Here is an 18,019-nt window from a genome sequence, read left to right on the forward strand (position 1 = left end):
TAAATCCAAATTTTATTCCATTCCCTCATCAAAATCAATACAAGGATATTCTTTATTTTTGTCCATCTCTATAAGTTTTCCTACTTTTACGCGCCAAATAGAGTGTATAACAGAATTATCTATCACAATAGAAGCTAGTGTTTCTCCTGTTGGTAATACACATCCTTCTCCCATTGACACTTCTCCTTCTATAATTCCAAGTCTTTTGTAATCATATATTTTTCCACGTTTTAATTTTCCATCAGACCAAACTTCAGTACTTTCAACACTTAAAGCATATTCACCATTATTATTCTTACATAGATTTAATAACAACTCTTCTACCTCATCTATGAGAGCATCCTTATCGTGCCATCCCAAAAAACCATATCCTACTACCTCTCCACAGGGATACTTAATTTCAATTTCGTTTATTTTTATTGAAAAAACTGAATCTTTAACAAACTCTTTATTTTCTTTTTGTTGGGAAGTCTTTTTTTCATTTTGTTTCTGTTTACAATTTAGCAATAATAATGCTACAAAAAAAATTATAATCTGTCTCATAATCTAATCTCTATTATATTTTTGTTTATCTAAATCTGCTTTCACAAAATTCACATAGAAAGCTGGATTTTCTCTGTTCAATAGGTCGTAATAACCCTCTGTACTTCTAGAACTTAACACCTCAAAATGTAAGTGTCTATTTTTGGAGGAGGAAATAGTTTCAGCATTTCCTGTTTTTCCTCCTGTTGCAATTTGTTGTCCAGCTGTTACCTTATCTCCTTTTTTAACTAACATCGTATCAAGGTGTGCATAAAGCAAATAACGCTCATCACTATCTCCAAAACCTTTTCCTTTTTCGACCTCTCCCTTACCATTTTTAAAAGGATTAGGAAATTCTAGTTTATAACTATTGCGACAAGCTTCCAAATCTTCTTTAGCCACTTTTATGATAATGGTGTTGCCATATCCTGTTGTTTTTGTTTTTCCTCGATATTGTGCTGAAACAACCTCTCCATCCAAACAGGCATAAATTGGTTCTCCTATTGAAGCGAAAATATCTATCCCTCCATGATTTTTTGAACCACTTTTTCTTGTTGCACCAAAATACCCACTTCTTGGAGAAGGATATCCCAAGTTAAACCAAGCTCTTTCAGGATTTTCCACAGGTTCGTGCCATTTTGAAACACTAAAAACCCTCTTCATTTGCTCTACCCAAGCAAAAGGCTCAAAATACCAAAATGCATCTGTTTTAAACTCTAATTTATCCCAAAAATCATATAAGGCATCAAATTTAGCTTTTTTGTGTCAATAAACTGAAATAATAATTTCACTTCAAATTTAGCATAAAATTTTTTATCCTATTTTTCTCTTCTTCAGAAATCCTTTCACGATACTGGTCTTCTTCAATCTGTGAGAGTAAAAATTTTTTTCTACCACTTAAGGCATAAACCATAGGTATATTATTTTCCTCAAATAATCTATATTTAATTTCTTCAAAGGAAATACCTTCCAATTTATCATAATCATTATAACCATACGTATATATTCCATAGTATTTGAAAGGATTGTTCTTTGAAAATCCCACTATCTTAAAAGAAGGAAATTCTTCTGAATAGGTAGGGTACATTAAAAAATACTGTTTTTCTCTTTTTACTATTTGTATGTCCTTTAAACCTGTAAGTAAATTCTCTGCATTTTCATATAACATTGCGTATAATTCAAAAGAAAAAATATCTTCTTTGTATAAAAATTTTCGTTCTGATTCTATAAAAAAAACAAGATAAAAAGGAAAATCCACAGAATTAAACTTTAAAAGTATTATGTTTCCATCTGTTTTTTGAGTGATAGTATCTCTTACAACATTATCTATACTTGTCCCTGCAATAGCATTAGAAGTTCTTTTTTTTATTAAATTACTTGTCTCCTTTATAATTCCATTTTGAACAATATCTTTTTTTCCTACATTTTCATTGTTCCGTATATTATTGTTACCTGTACAACCAAGTAACATTAAAATTATAATAACTATACTTATTTTCATCATTTGATAAATCCTTTAATATTTGCAAATTTTAGTTTTTCCTGTCCGTATATTTCTTTTAGTTGACCTTTATTTTTCTCATCTAATTGTTTTTTCTTTTCTTCCTCTGATTGTTGATTGAATCCTTTATATTTTACAAAAAAGCAGGGTTTATACGATAGTTGATTGCATCATCACCCATTTTGTAGTAACAAAATATCTCAAAATGAAGATGGGGAGCACAAGTACCTGCTTCAACCCCTGAACGTCCAGTAGTACCTAAAACATCGCCACATTTTACTTCTTCTCCAAAATTAAATTCTTTGACTGAATCTAAATGAGCATAAAACAGGAAAATATCTCCTTCTTCACTCCAAGAAACACCTTTTTCCATCTCACCTGATTTTTCATATTGGAGTTTATAATTTTGTTTATGGCAGAGGAAAGATTGGACATCCTTTACCTTAAGTGTTAATGTATTTCCGTAACCTCCGTGCCATCTTCTATTATATACGATAGCATCTACACAAGCATAAATTGGTGTGCCTGTTGTTGCAAACAAATCTAATCCTAAATGTTTTGAACCATTTCTTGTTTTTCCAAAAAGCCCCCAATGTTTTCCAAATTTACCTCCACCTCCTCTTTGCATATATAGGGTACATATCGGATTATCTACTGGTTCGTGCCATTTTGAAACACTAAATACCCTCTTCATTTGCTCTACCCAAGCAAAAGGCTCAAAATACCAAAATGTATCCGTTTTAAATTCTAATTTATCCCAAAAATCATACAAATTTTCACAACTAACCTATGATTTTTATCCTTCAAAATCTCCACAATCAGGAATGCCTCCAAATTTTTCTAAATCCTTTTCAAATATTAGAAAATTACTAATACCTATACCGAAATAAACACCATCATTTATTTCACCTTCACAGCGAAGAGAAAAAACAGGAATATTCTTTTGTTTAGTAATAACAATTTTTGATATTTCATCAGAATTGGTCTCAATAATTAGACTCTCACCCAACACATAACAATTAACAATATCATAATGTCTGCTAATTTCTGTGTCAAAATAATGAAATAACGAAATTTTTTCCTTACCAATATTCATTTTCAAAAGGTTGTAGGAATAACAGACACTTTCAAATGTAACATAATATTTTTCGTAACATTCTTCTCTATTTTCATTACCATAATTTTCAACACCGATTAAGTTTTTATTAATAATCCCATAAAATCTTCTGTACAAAATTTCCTTACAATATCAACTGTAACTTCAGTGTTTTTTAGCTCTTTATCTTTGACTGTACCTATTTTCTTCTCTATTGTAGAAACAGAAGCCTCATTTTGTTTTTTATCTTTACAAGAAAATACAAAAAACACAATTACTAATATTAAAATTATCCTTTTCATCTTTTTAAATTATAAACCTGTCTAAACTTTTAGAAAAGTAAAAGTCTAGACGGTTTTTCATATAATTTAATACAGTTACTCTTCCTCATTATAAATATCAATGCTTTTTATCTTGTTACTATGAAGAGAGTCTATTAGTACTACCGAAGAAAAATTTTTCATTTTTTGAGTTAAAAAACCTGTTTTCTGATCATAAATTAAATTCAAAGTATCGTAGTTTTCCTTATTCTCTTTCATATTCAAAACGTATTGTAATAAGGAATCTTTTTTTGAAATTTTTAAAATATTCCACTCTGATACTTCCATTACGTTATTTCCATTAATAAAAGTATTTTGTTTAAATACATATTTTGGCATCTCAAAATCTCCTGAATACTGAGGATATTTCTTTAGAACAAAATCCCCCTTCTCTTCTCGTTCTAAAAAATAAAATTTTTTATTTTCTAATTCATTTTGAAATGAAGTATTTAAATTTTGAACAGTATCCTGAACTAATTCCTGTTTGTTAACTAAAATACTTTCATCTTTTTTGGGTTTAGTTTTACAACATTGAAATAGTAATAAAAAACTAATACTTAATAACTTTATTATTTTCATCTAAATTTCTTCTTATTTGAATTACTGTAAATGTTTTATTATTTGACTTATAGGTTCTGGGGGCAAAAAGTGTCCCATCGCTCTGTTTTATAAAATACCATTCTGTAGAGGCTCCTCTTGAAGTTCCTACATCCCAAAAAATATATCTTAATTCATTATTGACTGTTTTTCTACCTACAATAATCACATAATGATCAGTTGTTGTTTCGTTTATATAATCTTCTGAACTTCTATAATCAAACGTGTGATTTACGCCCACCAAAATTGGATGACCATACTCTAATGACTTATCTAAATAATTATTCGCGTCTTCTAATACTTGGTTATCTCTGAACACCAATGTGGTACGTTCCTCATTTTCATCCGCTAATTGATAATAACTCTCATATCGTTGTATTCCTTTTATTGTAAAAGGATATTTCTTAGCTTTAATAGTTGCTCCCTCTGGCACAACTCCCATTCTCTTCATTATTCTTTTGCAAGTTATATTACAATCACTACGTCCTTTTTGCGGTTCAAAAATCATTAAAGGTCTCAAATCAATATCTGGTTTTATTGAAGAAAACACCCTCTTCATCTGCTCCACCCAGGCAAAAGGCTCAAAGTACCAAAACGTGTCTGTTTTGAAATTCAACTTATCCCAAAAATCATACAATGCATCATATTTAGCTTGTATTTCATCAAGGCGTTCATCTACATACTCTTGCTTGGCTTTGGGATAGTGGTATTTAATAAACTTCTCATAATCTGATTTTATTTTTGCCCATTTGTATGACCATTCGCTTTTGTGTTTACATACCATCCGAGAAAAAATATGACTCAATTCGGGTTTGTTATACGAAGCCTGTAAATTTTATATTGACAATTGTTTGCAAACTAAATACCATAGTATTCCTCATTTTCAACTTTTATCCCTTCTATTAAAATTTCAACAAATCTCCCTGTTTCACAATCAACTTTCCAAGCTTTATACATATTCATAAAAAACTCTTCTTCATATTGCTCTTTAATTATAGCAGCGATTGGCAGATTTATTACTTTTCCATATTTTATGTACTTATCGGAAATTAATACAAAATTTTCAGGTTGTTGTAATAGTCTTTCTTGTGAGAGATTCAGAACATCTGTAATTTTAAATTGCCTTTCAAATTTATCATCATTTTTTTCAACAAGTATAAGTAAATGAGGAGATTCGTTTTCTTCAAAATAGACCTTTATTATGTCTATTTTTTTTTTCTCCACATTCTATTAATACATCAAATCCTCCATATCTACAATTTTTAAAATCTTCAAATTCATCAAGATATTGATACTCTTTTCCCACAAAACTTTCCCTATTTAGTCTCTGAAAGTTTACATAGGTCTCTTTTTCTCTTGTACCATCTCTATGAATTTTATGTTCAATATCATCCTTATGTGTATATTTCTGTTCATTTCCTTGTTTTTTGTCTGCTTTACAAGAAAATAATAAAATTATTAAAATATATAAATATCTCATATCTGTTTTTTTTACCATTCACTACTTGGAGTTATACTGTCTTGTCTTTTATGCGTTTCCTCTCCACTATAGTCAAAATTAATATATTCTTTTAGTAATTCGAAAGGATCTACTCTAACTCCATTCGATTTTTTTATACCAAAGTGCAAGTGATTTTTATCTTTCCCTTGATAAGAATTTCCTGTTGATCCTGTATAACCTATAACGTCTCCTTTCTTGACTTTTTTCCCCTTATAAATACTCTTAGCCACTTTGATATCAATAGTATTTTTATCTATCAATAGAGTTTTATTTTTTTGGTCATAAGACATTTTATATACCTCTCCAACCAAAGGATCCTTAAGTTCTGAGTCTAAATCATTATAGTCAAGCCAACCATCATTAGTTACATTTTTATTATTCTTGTAGTTATTATAAAATCGAAATTTATCATTTTCTATTTCCATCAGATGCATATATTGAAAAGAATAAACTTCACCCTTATATTCCCCTTTTAAAATCGTTAAAAAACCTGCTTTTGCTCCATACATTTGGTGATATTCAATAATTCCATCAACACAAGCGTAAATAGGTGTTCCTACAGGGGCATAAAGACCTAATCCACTATGTTCTCCAGTACTTCTTTGTGACTTTCCATACTTCTTTACATCTTCATTTGTTGTTTGTGAATTTATTAACATCGAAGCGTAAGGATTCCACCCCTTAATTTTAGATTTCTTATTCAGATTCGTCCCTTTATTATATCATCCTCTTACCTGTGGATTTAATATTGGATCATGAATATCTCCGTGATCAGCATTATTACTGAACACCCTGTTCATTTGCTCCACCCAAGCAAAAGGCTCAAAATACCAAAACGTATCTGTTTTAAACTCTAATTTATCCCAAAAATCATACAATGCATCATATTTAGCTTGTATTTCATCAAGGTGTTCATCTACATACTCTTGCTTGGCTTTGGGATAGTGGTATTTAATAAACTTCTCATAATCTGATTTTATTTTTGCCCATTTGTATGACCATTCGCTTTTGTGTTTGCATACCATCCGAGAAAAAATATGACTCAATTAGGGTTTGTTGTACGAAGTTCACAATTAAAGAGACTTGTTTTTAGCTATTTTTTGGTATTCTGTAAAAACTATTTTTTCATAAAACTTACCTCCTAAAAAGGAATTTATTTCTATAGTTTTTTCTTTCCTTTCGATATTAAAAGTCATCTTTTGATTACCTTTTTCTTCCACATCTTTTGCTTCATGTATAGTAAAATCTCCAATATAAAACAAATTTTTATCAGAAAAATAATAGGCAAAAAAAGTAGTCGCATAATAATCTTCCAAGTGAACGAAAACTATCATATCTCCTACACATTTATAACTACTAACCATAATTTCTCCCATATCCAAAATAATATGTGTTTGATATTCAATATCATTGACAATAATATTGAAATCCTTCTCATCTGTAACTTTTAGATTAACAGAAAAATTATCAAAAACAAATAAATCTGTATTTTCTCTATGTGAAAGTAACTTTTCTTCTTTAAAAACACAATCTATTGTATCCTTTATAGAAAGAATTTCTTCTACTTGTTGCGAAGATGTGGAGGTTTGCTGCTCTGATGAATCGTTATTGATTTTTTCACTTTGAATAATTTCAACAGAATCTTTTTTGATCTGATTATCAAAATTTTGATTTGCTTTTTGATTGTTTTTACATCCAAAAAAATAAATACTTATAACACTAAATATTAGAAACTTAATTATCTTCTTCATTACCAATTATTTTTATCTTTTAATTTTTTTTGATATTCTATCTCCTCTTTTGTTAAATCGTCTTCTGTTTTAAATGCAAAATAAACACAAGGGTTAGTTTTTCCATTTAATCCTCTTGTTGAACCTCCATTTGTTATTTCAAAATGTAAATGCGGGTTACACGTTTCAAAATCCTTTCCATTCTCGCCACTAACTCCTGTTAATCCAATAATATCGTTAGGTTCTACAATATCTCCTGCTTTAAAAAAATCATTTTTACTTAAATGCCAGAACACTAAATACACTTTCTTATCTTCATCAAAATTCTGTTGTAACATTTCTCCTTTATTCGCATATTTTGGAGTATAATCTCTTTTCATTAATTTAAAAATTTCTTTGTCTAAAACTTCCAATACAACACAATGTCCAGCTAAGGATTTTGAAGTATAGATTCTATCTACTTTACTTTTTAAGCAAGCATAAACGGGAGTTCCTGGTACAGCCAACAAATCTATACCTGTATGAATTGGCGTTTTGTTCCCCACTCTAATTTTATCTCCAAAAGAACCGTGCCAAGGTTTATAGTTCCCGTTTTGAGTATATAAACACAGCATAGCATTGTCTATTGGATTTCGCCATTTTGAAACACTAAACACCCTCTTCATTTGCTCTACCCAAGCAAAAGGCTCAAAGTACCAAAACGTATCTGTTTTGAAATTCAACTTATCCCAAAAATCATACAATGCATCATATTTAGCTTGTATTTCATCAAGGCGTTCATCTACATACTCTTGCTTGGCTTTGGGATAGTGGTATTTAATAAACTTCTCATAATCTGATTTTATTTTTGCCCATTTGTATGACCATTCAGCTTTGTGTTTGCATACCATCTTAGAAAAAATATGACTCAATTCGGGTTTGTTATTCTTAGTTTTTAACCTTCAAAATCTCCACAATCACGAATACCTCCAAAATATTCTAAGTTCTCTTCTTTTATCAAAAAATTACTTACTCTTACCCTTTCTGTTTTAGAAATCTCAATTACATATTCTCCTTCATGAGTTAATGAAAAAACAGGAACATTTTTAATTTTTGAGATAATGATTTCAGATATTTCTTTTGAATCTGTTCGTATTTTTAAAGAATCATTTATAACTTCGCAATCCATAATTTGTATTTTCTTTAATTTTTCAGGATATTGATAATTAAAAATTGTTATAACTTCTTTTTCAATCTTAATAGCCATTAGTTCGCTTGAATAACAAACGTCAGCATAATCTACAGCATATCTTTTATAATCTGGTGTTTCTTCATCAGTCTCTTGTGATGCCTCTACTCCAATTAAATTTGTATTGAATATTTCATAAAAATCTTCTGTACAAAATTTCCTTATAGTATCAACTGTAATTTCAGTTTTTTTGAGTTCCTCCTCATTGATTGTGTCTATTTTCGCCTCTATTGTAGAAACAGAAACCTCATTTTGTTTTTTATCCTTACAAGAAAATATAAAAAACACAATTACAAATGCTAAAATTATTTTTTTCACGTTTAAATTATATTAACTATGCCTTTAGGGAATTTTAATATTCCACATCATCTATCTTATAAGATTGATTTTCTTTTATAATGGTTAAATTTATAGTAATGAATTCATTGATAAATTCATCTAAAAAGAGAATAGTATAATGTGTATCATCTACCTTTTTGATTTTTAATGATCTTAACAAATCAGAAGAAGCATCTTGTGCTTTTATAAGAGGATCCCAATCTAATTCTCCAAATTCAATATCATTTTTCAATTTTGAAATTAACTTTTTCGTTAAATACTTTTGTTTAATTTTTTTCTCTACTTCTAAAAAATTTAAACTGGTAGTATCAATAGCGTAAATATATTCTGTATAAAAAGATAAAAGCATTTTTTCAGCTTCATTTTTCTTACTCAATGTGTCTGAAAAAGGTTCTTCTTTTCTAGCTATATCAGTGACTATTTCTTGTGAAAAATTAGCTCTTTCGTTAGATTTATTATTTTTGTTATTACAATTAACAAAAAATAAAAGTAGAATTATATATTTTATTTTCATTACCATCTAAATATTTTAAAATTAGGCTTATATGTTCTGTAATCAGAGCCTGCCCAAAATCCTGATTGAACAAAATCAGAAACCCAACTTTCTCCATTATACATTTGAATGTGCCGTGTTCGTGATATTTATTTTTTCCTTGAAAGGCTTCAAAAACTGCAATATCTCCTTTCTGTGGTTTATATTTATCTAAGCTCAATATATGTACTTCTCCAAATTCTTTTTTAAGAAGAAATTTATCATAATTACAAGCAGAGTTTGGTCGCCCAACAGTACTCATACCTCTCGCTTCTATGGCTAATCTCACATATCTTGCACATTTTCCTAACGATTTCGAATTTGCGTTTTGATTTAAGTGTTTTACAGCTTTCTCTACATCAAATCCCTTTCGCTTAATTTCCCTAAACACCCTCTTCATTTGCTCCACCCACGCAAAAGACTCAAAATACCAAAATGCATCTGTTTTAAACTCTAATTTATCCCAAAAATCATACAAACTTTCACAACTAACCTATGATTTTTATCCTTCAAAATCTCCACAATCAGGAATGCCTCCAAATTTTTCTAAATCTTTTTCAAATATTAGAAAATTATTAAAAATAATATCATTTATGTAATGTTCTCCTTCTATTTTTTCTTCAAAGTCAAGAGAAAACAAGATAATCCCATCTTTATCTAATACCTTACTAATAATTATTTTTGGCAACTCTTTCGAATAAGTATATACAACAAGTTTATCGTCAATAACTTCGCATCTTAAAATATTGTAATATTGATTTATTGTAGGTTGAAAATAATTATATGTAAAAATTTTTTCCTTATTAACAGTCATTTTCAAAAGATTATACGAATAACAAGCACTTGCTAAATCAATCCCATATTTTTCATAATTGTATTTATCTTCTTCATTTTCTCCTAAAAACTCTACTCCAATCAAATCTTTATTAAATAAATTACAAAAATCTTCTACAAAAAATTTACTTATTGTATCTGTTAATATGTCGTTTTTTTTATTTTCTCCTATATTCGTAGTGTCTTTTTCTGTTTCTACAATAAAAACAGAAACTTCATTTAGTTTTTTATTTTTACAAGAGATAAAAAAAAATATAAATACTAATACTAAGATTACTTTTCTCATCTTTTTAATTTATTTGATTAAACTTTGATTAATACTATTTTCTAACATTTCTTCCAACAATCGCAATGGGTCAAATAAATCTTTTCTACGTTGAAAAGACATTCCTTCTTTGTATTTTCCTGATTTTGCATATAACATATCTGTATATTTTACCTTACTATCAGATAATTTTCCTATTGCTTCTCCTGTGTACATTTCTATGTGTAGCATTCCTCTTTTGTCAGGTTTAGGTTGTAACACATAAGGGCTTTTATCTTTTTTGCCTTCGTTTTTCTTATTATACAGAAGTCCTACTTCCGCGATTTGTTGTCCTTGAACTACTTTGTCGCCAACTTTTACTTTTATACCTTCTTTGCTAACCTCGCCATATAAAACTATTAATCTATGTCCTCCTTTATATTCATAATCGTGTTCTATTACAATAGCATAAGTATTATAATAATAAAAATATACATCTTTTACAATTCCATCTGCAATCGCATAAATAGGCTCTCCTATGTCATAGTACAAATCCCTTGCTGCGTGTAACCTACCTCCTTCTCTAACGACTCCAAAAGTAGGAGATTTGGATTCATTAAGAGTATAATCATAAACTTTATAACTATTGTTTTTAAATCCTTTGGGATGATTTAAAGGAATTTTCTTAAATGGAAATATAAGTTCTGATTTTTTTTCCAAACACCCTCCTAATTTACTCTACCCAAAGTATCTTTTTGAAAAAATAAAATTTTTATCAATCACAAACTTGTGTTTCTAGGCAAGCTTTATTTAAATTTTCAACGGGAATAGCGTAAAAAGAGAAGGGTTCTTCCAAAATTTCTCCATCTTGATTAATACATTCCCAAAATGTAATTCCATTTTGATTATCTACAATACTAACCCTAAATTTATTAGGAACGTGTGACTCTTTTATTATAAGTAACTCTTTTTCACTAACTTTTTCCATTTTTATTGAAAAAGTCAAAGGCTCTATTTCTGTTATAGATAAAGAATCTTTTGTTAACAAAACATATTCATAATTTGCTGTATCTGCACAACTATACTTGTATTTCTTATCTTGTTTTACAATCTCTAATAGTTTTGTATTAAGAGTAACTTTTTCTATTTCAGATAATTTTATTTCACCCATAATGGCTTTTTTACAGCCTATACTATCCATTTTCTTGTTTTCTTGGGTAATAGAAGATATGTTCTCGTTATTAGTTATGGATACTTTATTATTTTGACAAGCAAATAATACTCTAAGCATAAAAATGTATAAAAATATTTTTTTCATATTATCTATTTTTTCTGATTTGTGATACAATATAAGTTCTTTTTTTGGAATATGCTGGTTTTCCTTCAATCCTATTGCTGTAGACATATAATTTATTGTCATCACTCGCTCCTAAATTTTTATTAGAAGTGGCAACTTCGTAAAATCTATAAAATATTTGATTATTTTCATTTCCTCTCCCTATAACAACAATAAAATGGTCTGTTGTGCCTTCGTTAATTAACTTCCCTCCTTTTTTGTAGTTTAGAGTATGATTACACCAATCAAAATAGGATTTCCCTTTTCTAATTCTGCATCAAGATATTCTTTACTCTTTTCTAAATTCTCAGTTACATACTCCAACTCTGTATTATTATTTATTTCTCTTGCCAATACTATAGCATCTGCAAGGTATCCTGATTTGGCTCCTAATCCCGATTTTGTTAAAATTTGTTGGCAAGTTTTCCAACAAGCGACACTTTGAGCATTTGAATCCCCCCATTGACTATCAAATTGAGTCTGCCATTCAATCTTATCTCTCAAATCAATATCTGATTTTATTGAAGAAAACACCCTCTTCATTTGCTCAACCCACGCAAAAGGCTCAAAGTACCAAAACGTGTCTGTTTTAAAATTCAACTTATCCCAAAAATCATACAATGCATCATATTTAGCTTGTATTTCATCAAGACGTTCATCTACATACTCTTGCTTAGCTTTGGGATAGTGATATTTAATAAACTTCTCATAATCTGATTTTATTTTTGCCCATTTGTACGACCATTCGCTTTTGTGTTTGCATACCATCTTAGAAAAAATATGACTTAATTCGGGTTTGTTGTACGAAGCTTGTAACTCTTCGTTTTGGATTTTGCCGTCTTTATTCTTGTCTATAAGAGCAATTATTTTCTTGATAAACTCCGAAGTACCTTCGTAATTATTCACACTTTTTATTGGATACATCCTATGATTTTCAGCATCGTACATCTTAAACCCAAACTTATCCCAATGATACGCACTGAATTTTTCCAATTTATCACTATCCTTTATCCAGCCTTTACGCTCTATACGGTTGCCTGTCTTGTCGTGGTAATGACAAACCACATAATACCATTTATGGTTGTCAAACTTTTTTGTCTTTTTTCGTAAATCTACTGTTACTTTTTTATCAACAACTTCCTGTTTCTTTATATTGTTGGTAGGAAGTTCAAAAAAACCTCTGATATAGTATTAGGAAGCTGTATTTCATCTCCTTTTTTGATACTAACACCCTTAAAATTGTCCTTATCTACCCAATAAATCTTCTTCTCCTTACTAAAATGCGTATCTACTCGAAATTTTTCCTCGCCTATTACACGTAAAACAAAATCTACATACCATCTTTGTTGATATTTCTGTTGTTCATCGGTTATTTTTACCAAATTTTCCAAAGTCTCTAACTGAACACAATCTCCTTGTACTGCTAAAATCTTTACTTTGGTACTTTGGGGAATAAACAAAATTCGCTTAATGTAATTTTTCAAGATGGTTTTTGCTGGTAATTGGGCGTAAAATTTCTCATTTTTGCCATCATCTTCCTTATTAGAAATAAAATCTTCGCCATTATCGGGCGTAATACAGATTACCATCTACGTGCTCTAGAAGCAAATAATTTTTTAACTTTTAATTTTATTATAAGTTCCTCTTATTTTAAACTTCTCTATTTCAATAATAAAATTAGTCCCTTTGTCTCGAATCTTAAATTTTAAATTATTACAAATGTTTTGATAAGTTTCTATTGAAAAAACAGAGTTATACAACGTATTAGTCCTTTTTTCAAATTTTATTAATTCAAATGTTGGAAACTCATCACTTATCGAAGGTAAAAGCAATATAAAATCTTGATTTTTATTTGATTTTAACACCCTTATTTTTTTTAAGGATGTTTCTAATGAAGCATTATAATAGAAATTGAACGAATCGAATATTTTTTGTTTATTTATTTCAATAATTGAGCTATCTTCATCAAAGAAAATGGTAAGTTTTATACTTTCACTGACAAAAGAAATGTTATATACGTATGTTTCATCTTTTTGAGAAATCTGTTTAATTTCTGTTTTTACTTCAGAATAATCTAAGTATTCTCCTGATTGAGCGTAGTTATCACCGATAAAAATAAGCAATGTGCATATTATAAATCTTCTAACTAAATTATAAAAATACTTACTCATAATCTTTTTTTTCTTTATAAATATCTGTTAAACCTTCAAATTCGTATATTTTTCCAGCCTTAGCCGTATCCTGTTGCATTTTTTTTTCTTCCTCACTCATTGTGTTAAAATCCTTAAATTTTACAAAAAAACCAGGATTTATCCTCTCTTTTTTAGGATTTCTTATTTCAAAATGCAAATGAGGAGCACAAGTACCATCAGGAGTCTTGTTTTTTACAACTCCTGACACTCCTGCTTCCCCAATTGGAATATCTAACTTTCTGATTATCCAACCTTTTTTAACAAATATCCTTCTCAAATGAGCATATTGGAGAATTATATCCTTATCAGTTGAAAAATCACCCAATTTTTCATATTCCATATTGGGATATAATTTATTATATTTCATATAGTGTTCTATAAAAGCTATTTTATCAAGAACCTTTAAAAATATTTGCTTTCCATATCCATTCGGAACATTTCCGTCGGTAACAATTTTTTGTACTTCACATTCAACACAAGCATAAACAGCCGTACCTGGTACGGCGAACAAATCTAATCCATGATGTTCCGAGCTTCCTCTTGTTTTTCCAAAAAGTCCCCAATGTTTTCCATTTTCGTTGAATTGCCCTGAAACTTGACTTTGAGTAAAAATAGTGCACATCGGATTATCCACTGGATCGTGCCATTTTGAAACACTGAACACCCTCTTCATTTGCTCCACCCACGCAAAAGGCTCAAAATGCCAAAACGTCTCGGTTTTAAAATGCCTTTTTCTTTTAATACCCCCAAAAAAATCATATAGTAAATCGTGCTTAGCTTTCACTTCATTGAGACGTTCCTGTATTTGGGAGGTTTGGTATCAGGATAATGATATTTTAAAAATGCTTTGGTGTTTATCTTTTTTCGACCAAAAGAGTTATTATGTATCTTTTACTCAAAGATGAAGTATCATCTTCTGAATTATTTATCTCTTTCTCAAACAGCAATTCCCATTTTCCGTTTTTCTTCTGATAATATTTTCTCACAAAAGGAAAAGGAATACTAAATTCTTCATCACTATCTATTTCTATGTATTTTACAGGAACAAACATTCCTATTATTCCCCAATTTCTATTATTTTTTATCTTTTGTCTCAATATCTTGTCAATTTTTTCATTATCTCCATCTGAAAAATAATAATAATCATACAGTTCATTATACAAAGGCTTTAGCCCATTATTTTTTTCAAAATTTTTCAAATAATCAATATCTGATTTTAGTATTGGCATATAATAAATCGTAAAATGCCCTACGTTGGGTATTAGATAAGATGACAATACAGTCTTATCCGAAGTGTCAAGATATAACTTTTCGTCTTTATCAAAATATTTTATTACGTTATTATTTTGTTTTTCTTGTGCATTACAAGAAAATGATATGAAAAATATACAGCTTATTAAAAAATATTTTGTTCTCATTTTATTACATTTCCTTTTGTTGTTTCATCAAATTTGGTTTTCATAAATTGCTCGGGGTCTATTCTATTTTTCTTAGAAAAAGACTCTAAAAAAGCCTCTATATGTATATGTCTGTATTCAGGGTAAATCCCGTGTATAAGCACTCCTTTTTCGTTATAAACAGAAGCTGCATTACCTGTGCTTCCTGCTTTTCCTATAATTTCTCCGTGTTTTATTTTTTGTCCTTTCTTTACCAATACTTCATCTAAGTGAGAATATTGCAAATAGACAACTCTTCCTTCTCTGTCCTTTGATTTGATAACCAAATAGTTTCCTAAACTATTGGCTTTGTATTCATTGGGCTTAAAAACATTCACAACACTATAAACCTCTCCACAAAGCATTGCATACACTTCCTCACCAGAAGGAGCTAAAATATCTGTTCCCGTATGGTAATATCCTTTGGGATAAGGATATGTTGCATTATATCTTTTGACTCGGCGAAATCTATTTTTATTTACATTATTACTTTGATTATTAAGACGAGGAGTCGTTACCACATCTTGATAATCAACACATTGAGAACAGTCATCTGGACAAACACTGAACACCCTCTTCATTTGCTCCACCCAAGCGAATGGCTCAAAGTACCAAAACGTGTCTGTTTTAAAATTCAACTTATCCCAAAAATCATACAATGCATCATATTTAGCTTGTATTTCATCAAGACGTTCATCTACATACTCTTGCTTAGCTTTGGGATAGTGGTATTTAATAAACTTCTCATAATCTGATTTTATTTTTGCCCATTTGTACGACCATTCGCTTTTGTGTTTGCATACCATCCGAGAAAAAATATGACCCAATTCGGGTTTATTATAAGAAGCCTGTAACTCTTCGTTTTGGATTTTGCCGTCTTTATTCTTGTCTATAAGAGCAATTATTTTCTTGATAAACTCAGATGTACCTTCGTAATTATTCACACTTTTTATTGGATACATCCTATGATTTTCAGCATCGTACGTCTTAAACCCAAACTTATCCCAATGATACGCACTGAATTTTTCCAATTTATCACTATCCTTTATCCAGCCTTTACGCTCTATACGGTTACCTGTCTTGTCGTGGTAATGACAAACCACATAATACCATTTATGGTTATCAAACTTTTTTGTCTTTTTTCGTAAATCTACTGTTACTTTTTTATCAATAACTTCCTGTTTCTTTATATTGTTGGTAGGAAGTTCAAAAAAAACCTCTGATATAGTACTAGGAAGCTGTATTTCATCTCCTTTTTTGATACTAACACCCTTAAAATTGTCCTTATCTACCCAATAAATCTTCTTCTCCTTACTAAAATGCGTATCTACTCGAAATTTTTCCTCGCCTATTACACGTAAAACAAAATCTACATACCATCTTTGTTGATATTTCTGTTGTTCATCGGTTATTTTTACCAAATTTTCCAAAGTCTCTAACTGAACACAATCTCCTTGTACTGCTAAAATCTTTACTTTGGTACTTTGAGGAATAAATAAAATTCGCTTAATGTAATTTTTCAAGATGGTTTTTGCTGGTAATTGGGCGTAAAACTTCTCATTTTTGCCATCATCTTTCTTATTAGAAATAAAATCTTCACCATTATCGGGCGTAAATACTTCTATATGGGTAGCTACATAATTAGGGTTGTTGAACAATCCTTGTCTGCCTACCCAGCCGATAAACTCCCCCCCTTTTACGTCAATATTACAAGTTACCACTTCATCTTTAGGGATTTGATTTTCCAAAAATTTAGGCAATGACTTAGGCTTTGTAGTGGTTTTCTTAGCATCTTTTTTCTGATTCTCTTTATTTTCAGAAGGCTTCGTTGCCAGATGTTCCTCTAAGACAAATCCTTCTTTTTCTTGATATTTGATTTTATACCAAGTATGTTTTTTGTCCTTCCCTTGAACTTCAAATTTGTTTAAGATTGTTATCTTTTCTCCATCTTTGACAACTCCTTTTGTAGGTGCGTTCTTTCTCGCCTCTGAATACAAAAGAAGTCCTTTATCTTTTAATTTATCGCCCCAAAAGACAACTTGCCCCTCGTTGTTTAAAGTTTTTTTATCTTTCTTTTCTCGCGGGATTACAATGGTTTTACCTTCAAAAACAACTTTATAGACACCTTGTTTTTCATCTTCAGTTTGTATTTTCACTTTAGAATATAAAGGTATGAACGTACTACTATCCAACGAAAGTACACCACTTTCCTGTTGAGGTGTCTTCACTTTTACTGTGTAAGTATTCTCTTGTTTTTGTTCTTTTGGTTTGTTTTCCTCTTTCTGTTGCTGCGAACCAAAACTCAAATGTTGGTACAAACTATAAAAAGTCATTTTAGTATCCTCACTACTTTCATAATCGTGGCGTATGAGTACAAAATTGTTTGAGAAAGAAAACTCTTTTTCTCCCTTAGTTTTCACTCTTTTAAGCTCTTGATTGTACCGAAAAGCTATGATTTTTCCTTCCGCGATGGCTTTTATGGGTGTTTTATTCTCTATTCCTTCAATATGTATCCCCCCATGCCAACAATGGTAATACCCTATTGGATAAAACCCATTTTGTAAACTTGTAGTCTTTTTTGCTGGGTAACTAACCTTCATAAAAAATCACT

At 29.8% G+C, this 18,019-nt stretch carries 26 protein-coding genes; all 26 read right to left on the reverse strand.

Going from position 1 to position 18,019, the window contains the following annotated elements:
* Positions 1–12 precede the first annotated feature (12 nt).
* On the reverse strand, positions 13–543 hold the full coding sequence (locus CGC48_RS02160) for a hypothetical protein (protein ID WP_098028284.1): 531 nt from the start codon (positions 541–543) through the stop codon (positions 13–15).
* Between the two features lie 3 nt (positions 544–546).
* Positions 547–1,185 (reverse strand): M23 family metallopeptidase, encoded by a 639-nt coding sequence (locus CGC48_RS02165; protein ID WP_098028285.1) that lies wholly within the window; start codon positions 1,183–1,185, stop codon positions 547–549.
* Between the two features lie 124 nt (positions 1,186–1,309).
* A complete protein-coding gene (locus tag CGC48_RS02170) occupies positions 1,310–2,026 on the reverse strand; it encodes a hypothetical protein (protein ID WP_157909848.1) in 717 nt (238 codons plus the stop codon).
* A gap of 130 nt (positions 2,027–2,156) precedes the next feature.
* Positions 2,157–2,795: a M23 family metallopeptidase gene (locus CGC48_RS02175; protein WP_098028287.1), complete on the reverse strand. Its 639-nt coding sequence runs from the start codon at positions 2,793–2,795 to the stop codon at positions 2,157–2,159.
* 24 nt (positions 2,796–2,819) lie between these two features.
* Positions 2,820–3,257: a hypothetical protein gene (locus CGC48_RS02180; protein ID WP_157909849.1), complete on the reverse strand. Its 438-nt coding sequence runs from the start codon at positions 3,255–3,257 to the stop codon at positions 2,820–2,822.
* Entirely contained in the window at positions 3,218–3,421 is a 204-nt protein-coding gene (locus CGC48_RS02185; RefSeq protein WP_098028289.1) for a hypothetical protein, read from the reverse strand. Before CGC48_RS02185 ends, CGC48_RS02180 begins: the two co-directional genes overlap by 40 nt.
* 75 nt (positions 3,422–3,496) lie before the next feature.
* Positions 3,497–4,018 (reverse strand): hypothetical protein, encoded by a 522-nt coding sequence (locus tag CGC48_RS02190; protein ID WP_098028290.1) that lies wholly within the window; start codon positions 4,016–4,018, stop codon positions 3,497–3,499.
* Complete coding sequence (locus CGC48_RS02195; protein ID WP_098028291.1) at positions 3,990–4,820, reverse strand: hypothetical protein; 831 nt, start codon at positions 4,818–4,820, stop codon at positions 3,990–3,992. Before CGC48_RS02195 ends, CGC48_RS02190 begins: the two co-directional genes overlap by 29 nt.
* 74 nt (positions 4,821–4,894) lie before the next feature.
* The gene (locus CGC48_RS02200; protein ID WP_098028292.1) at positions 4,895–5,260 is read right to left on the reverse strand and encodes a hypothetical protein; all 366 of its coding nucleotides are present in this window, start codon (positions 5,258–5,260) and stop codon (positions 4,895–4,897) included.
* A complete protein-coding gene (locus CGC48_RS02205; RefSeq protein WP_157909850.1) occupies positions 5,220–5,516 on the reverse strand; it encodes a hypothetical protein in 297 nt (98 codons plus the stop codon). Before CGC48_RS02205 ends, CGC48_RS02200 begins: the two co-directional genes overlap by 41 nt.
* Positions 5,517–5,527: 11 nt before the next feature.
* Complete coding sequence (locus tag CGC48_RS02210; protein ID WP_098028294.1) at positions 5,528–6,196, reverse strand: M23 family metallopeptidase; 669 nt, start codon at positions 6,194–6,196, stop codon at positions 5,528–5,530.
* Positions 6,197–6,259: 63 nt separating this feature from the next.
* Positions 6,260–6,562, reverse strand: coding sequence for a hypothetical protein (locus CGC48_RS02215; RefSeq protein WP_098028295.1), 303 nt, complete (start codon positions 6,560–6,562; stop codon positions 6,260–6,262).
* Between the two features lie 48 nt (positions 6,563–6,610).
* Positions 6,611–7,288 carry a hypothetical protein gene (locus CGC48_RS02220; protein WP_098028296.1) on the reverse strand — a complete coding sequence of 226 codons (678 nt, stop codon included), beginning with the start codon at positions 7,286–7,288 and terminating at the stop codon, positions 6,611–6,613.
* A complete protein-coding gene (locus CGC48_RS02225; RefSeq protein ID WP_098028297.1) occupies positions 7,288–8,157 on the reverse strand; it encodes a M23 family metallopeptidase in 870 nt (289 codons plus the stop codon). Before CGC48_RS02225 ends, CGC48_RS02220 begins: the two co-directional genes overlap by 1 nt.
* A 44-nt stretch (positions 8,158–8,201) precedes the next feature.
* Positions 8,202–8,783 (reverse strand): hypothetical protein, encoded by a 582-nt coding sequence (locus CGC48_RS02230; RefSeq protein ID WP_098028298.1) that lies wholly within the window; start codon positions 8,781–8,783, stop codon positions 8,202–8,204.
* Positions 8,784–8,847: 64 nt separating this feature from the next.
* Entirely contained in the window at positions 8,848–9,348 is a 501-nt protein-coding gene (locus tag CGC48_RS02235; RefSeq protein WP_157909851.1) for a DUF3828 domain-containing protein, read from the reverse strand.
* Positions 9,308–9,844, reverse strand: a complete 537-nt coding sequence (locus tag CGC48_RS02240; RefSeq protein ID WP_098028300.1) for a hypothetical protein — start codon at positions 9,842–9,844, stop codon at positions 9,308–9,310. Before CGC48_RS02240 ends, CGC48_RS02235 begins: the two co-directional genes overlap by 41 nt.
* A 24-nt stretch (positions 9,845–9,868) precedes the next feature.
* Positions 9,869–10,486: a hypothetical protein gene (locus CGC48_RS02245; protein WP_098028301.1), complete on the reverse strand. Its 618-nt coding sequence runs from the start codon at positions 10,484–10,486 to the stop codon at positions 9,869–9,871.
* 9 nt (positions 10,487–10,495) lie between these two features.
* Positions 10,496–11,164, reverse strand: a complete 669-nt coding sequence (locus CGC48_RS02250; RefSeq protein ID WP_098028302.1) for a M23 family metallopeptidase — start codon at positions 11,162–11,164, stop codon at positions 10,496–10,498.
* Positions 11,165–11,219: 55 nt separating this feature from the next.
* A complete protein-coding gene (locus tag CGC48_RS02255) occupies positions 11,220–11,849 on the reverse strand; it encodes a hypothetical protein (protein WP_098028303.1) in 630 nt (209 codons plus the stop codon).
* A gap of 156 nt (positions 11,850–12,005) precedes the next feature.
* Positions 12,006–12,845: a hypothetical protein gene (locus CGC48_RS02260; RefSeq protein ID WP_098028304.1), complete on the reverse strand. Its 840-nt coding sequence runs from the start codon at positions 12,843–12,845 to the stop codon at positions 12,006–12,008.
* An 83-nt stretch (positions 12,846–12,928) separates the two neighbouring features.
* Positions 12,929–13,369, reverse strand: coding sequence for a hypothetical protein (locus tag CGC48_RS02265; RefSeq protein ID WP_098028305.1), 441 nt, complete (start codon positions 13,367–13,369; stop codon positions 12,929–12,931).
* Between the two features lie 27 nt (positions 13,370–13,396).
* Positions 13,397–13,951 carry a hypothetical protein gene (locus CGC48_RS02270; protein ID WP_157909852.1) on the reverse strand — a complete coding sequence of 185 codons (555 nt, stop codon included), beginning with the start codon at positions 13,949–13,951 and terminating at the stop codon, positions 13,397–13,399.
* Positions 13,944–14,756, reverse strand: coding sequence for a M23 family metallopeptidase (locus tag CGC48_RS02275; protein WP_157909853.1), 813 nt, complete (start codon positions 14,754–14,756; stop codon positions 13,944–13,946). Before CGC48_RS02275 ends, CGC48_RS02270 begins: the two co-directional genes overlap by 8 nt.
* 70 nt (positions 14,757–14,826) lie before the next feature.
* Positions 14,827–15,390 (reverse strand): hypothetical protein, encoded by a 564-nt coding sequence (locus CGC48_RS02280; RefSeq protein ID WP_098028308.1) that lies wholly within the window; start codon positions 15,388–15,390, stop codon positions 14,827–14,829.
* Positions 15,387–18,008, reverse strand: coding sequence for a M23 family metallopeptidase (locus CGC48_RS02285; RefSeq protein ID WP_098028309.1), 2,622 nt, complete (start codon positions 18,006–18,008; stop codon positions 15,387–15,389). Before CGC48_RS02285 ends, CGC48_RS02280 begins: the two co-directional genes overlap by 4 nt.
* Between the last annotated feature and the right edge of the window lie 11 nt (positions 18,009–18,019).

Source organism: Capnocytophaga cynodegmi, from assembly GCF_002302475.1.
In the GTDB taxonomy this organism is placed as follows: Bacteria; Bacteroidota; Bacteroidia; order Flavobacteriales; family Flavobacteriaceae; genus Capnocytophaga; species Capnocytophaga cynodegmi.

Excerpts from the sequence above, each read along its gene's own strand:
- CGC48_RS02280 (WP_098028308.1), bottom strand. The coding sequence starts at position 15,390 with ATGAGAACAAAATATTTTTTAATAAGCTGTATATTTTTCATATCATTT.
- CGC48_RS02170 (WP_157909848.1), bottom strand. The coding sequence starts at position 2,026 with ATGATGAAAATAAGTATAGTTATTATAATTTTAATGTTACTTGGTTGT.
- CGC48_RS02195 (WP_098028291.1), bottom strand. The coding sequence starts at position 4,820 with ATGGTATGTAAACACAAAAGCGAATGGTCATACAAATGGGCAAAAATA.
- CGC48_RS02210 (WP_098028294.1), bottom strand. The coding sequence starts at position 6,196 with ATGTTAATAAATTCACAAACAACAAATGAAGATGTAAAGAAGTATGGA.
- CGC48_RS02265 (WP_098028305.1), bottom strand. The coding sequence starts at position 13,369 with ATGGTAATCTGTATTACGCCCGATAATGGCGAAGATTTTATTTCTAAT.
- CGC48_RS02185 (WP_098028289.1), bottom strand. The coding sequence starts at position 3,421 with ATGAAAAGGATAATTTTAATATTAGTAATTGTGTTTTTTGTATTTTCT.
- CGC48_RS02220 (WP_098028296.1), bottom strand. The coding sequence starts at position 7,288 with ATGAAGAAGATAATTAAGTTTCTAATATTTAGTGTTATAAGTATTTAT.
- CGC48_RS02270 (WP_157909852.1), bottom strand. The coding sequence starts at position 13,951 with ATGAGTAAGTATTTTTATAATTTAGTTAGAAGATTTATAATATGCACA.
- CGC48_RS02160 (WP_098028284.1), bottom strand. The coding sequence starts at position 543 with ATGAGACAGATTATAATTTTTTTTGTAGCATTATTATTGCTAAATTGT.
- CGC48_RS02255 (WP_098028303.1), bottom strand. The coding sequence starts at position 11,849 with ATGTCTACAGCAATAGGATTGAAGGAAAACCAGCATATTCCAAAAAAA.
- CGC48_RS02205 (WP_157909850.1), bottom strand. The coding sequence starts at position 5,516 with ATGAGATATTTATATATTTTAATAATTTTATTATTTTCTTGTAAAGCA.
- CGC48_RS02245 (WP_098028301.1), bottom strand. The coding sequence starts at position 10,486 with ATGAGAAAAGTAATCTTAGTATTAGTATTTATATTTTTTTTTATCTCT.
- CGC48_RS02165 (WP_098028285.1), bottom strand. The coding sequence starts at position 1,185 with ATGAAGAGGGTTTTTAGTGTTTCAAAATGGCACGAACCTGTGGAAAAT.
- CGC48_RS02215 (WP_098028295.1), bottom strand. The coding sequence starts at position 6,562 with ATGGTATGCAAACACAAAAGCGAATGGTCATACAAATGGGCAAAAATA.
- CGC48_RS02235 (WP_157909851.1), bottom strand. The coding sequence starts at position 9,348 with ATGAAAATAAAATATATAATTCTACTTTTATTTTTTGTTAATTGTAAT.
- CGC48_RS02190 (WP_098028290.1), bottom strand. The coding sequence starts at position 4,018 with ATGAAAATAATAAAGTTATTAAGTATTAGTTTTTTATTACTATTTCAA.
- CGC48_RS02285 (WP_098028309.1), bottom strand. The coding sequence starts at position 18,008 with ATGAAGGTTAGTTACCCAGCAAAAAAGACTACAAGTTTACAAAATGGG.
- CGC48_RS02225 (WP_098028297.1), bottom strand. The coding sequence starts at position 8,157 with ATGGTATGCAAACACAAAGCTGAATGGTCATACAAATGGGCAAAAATA.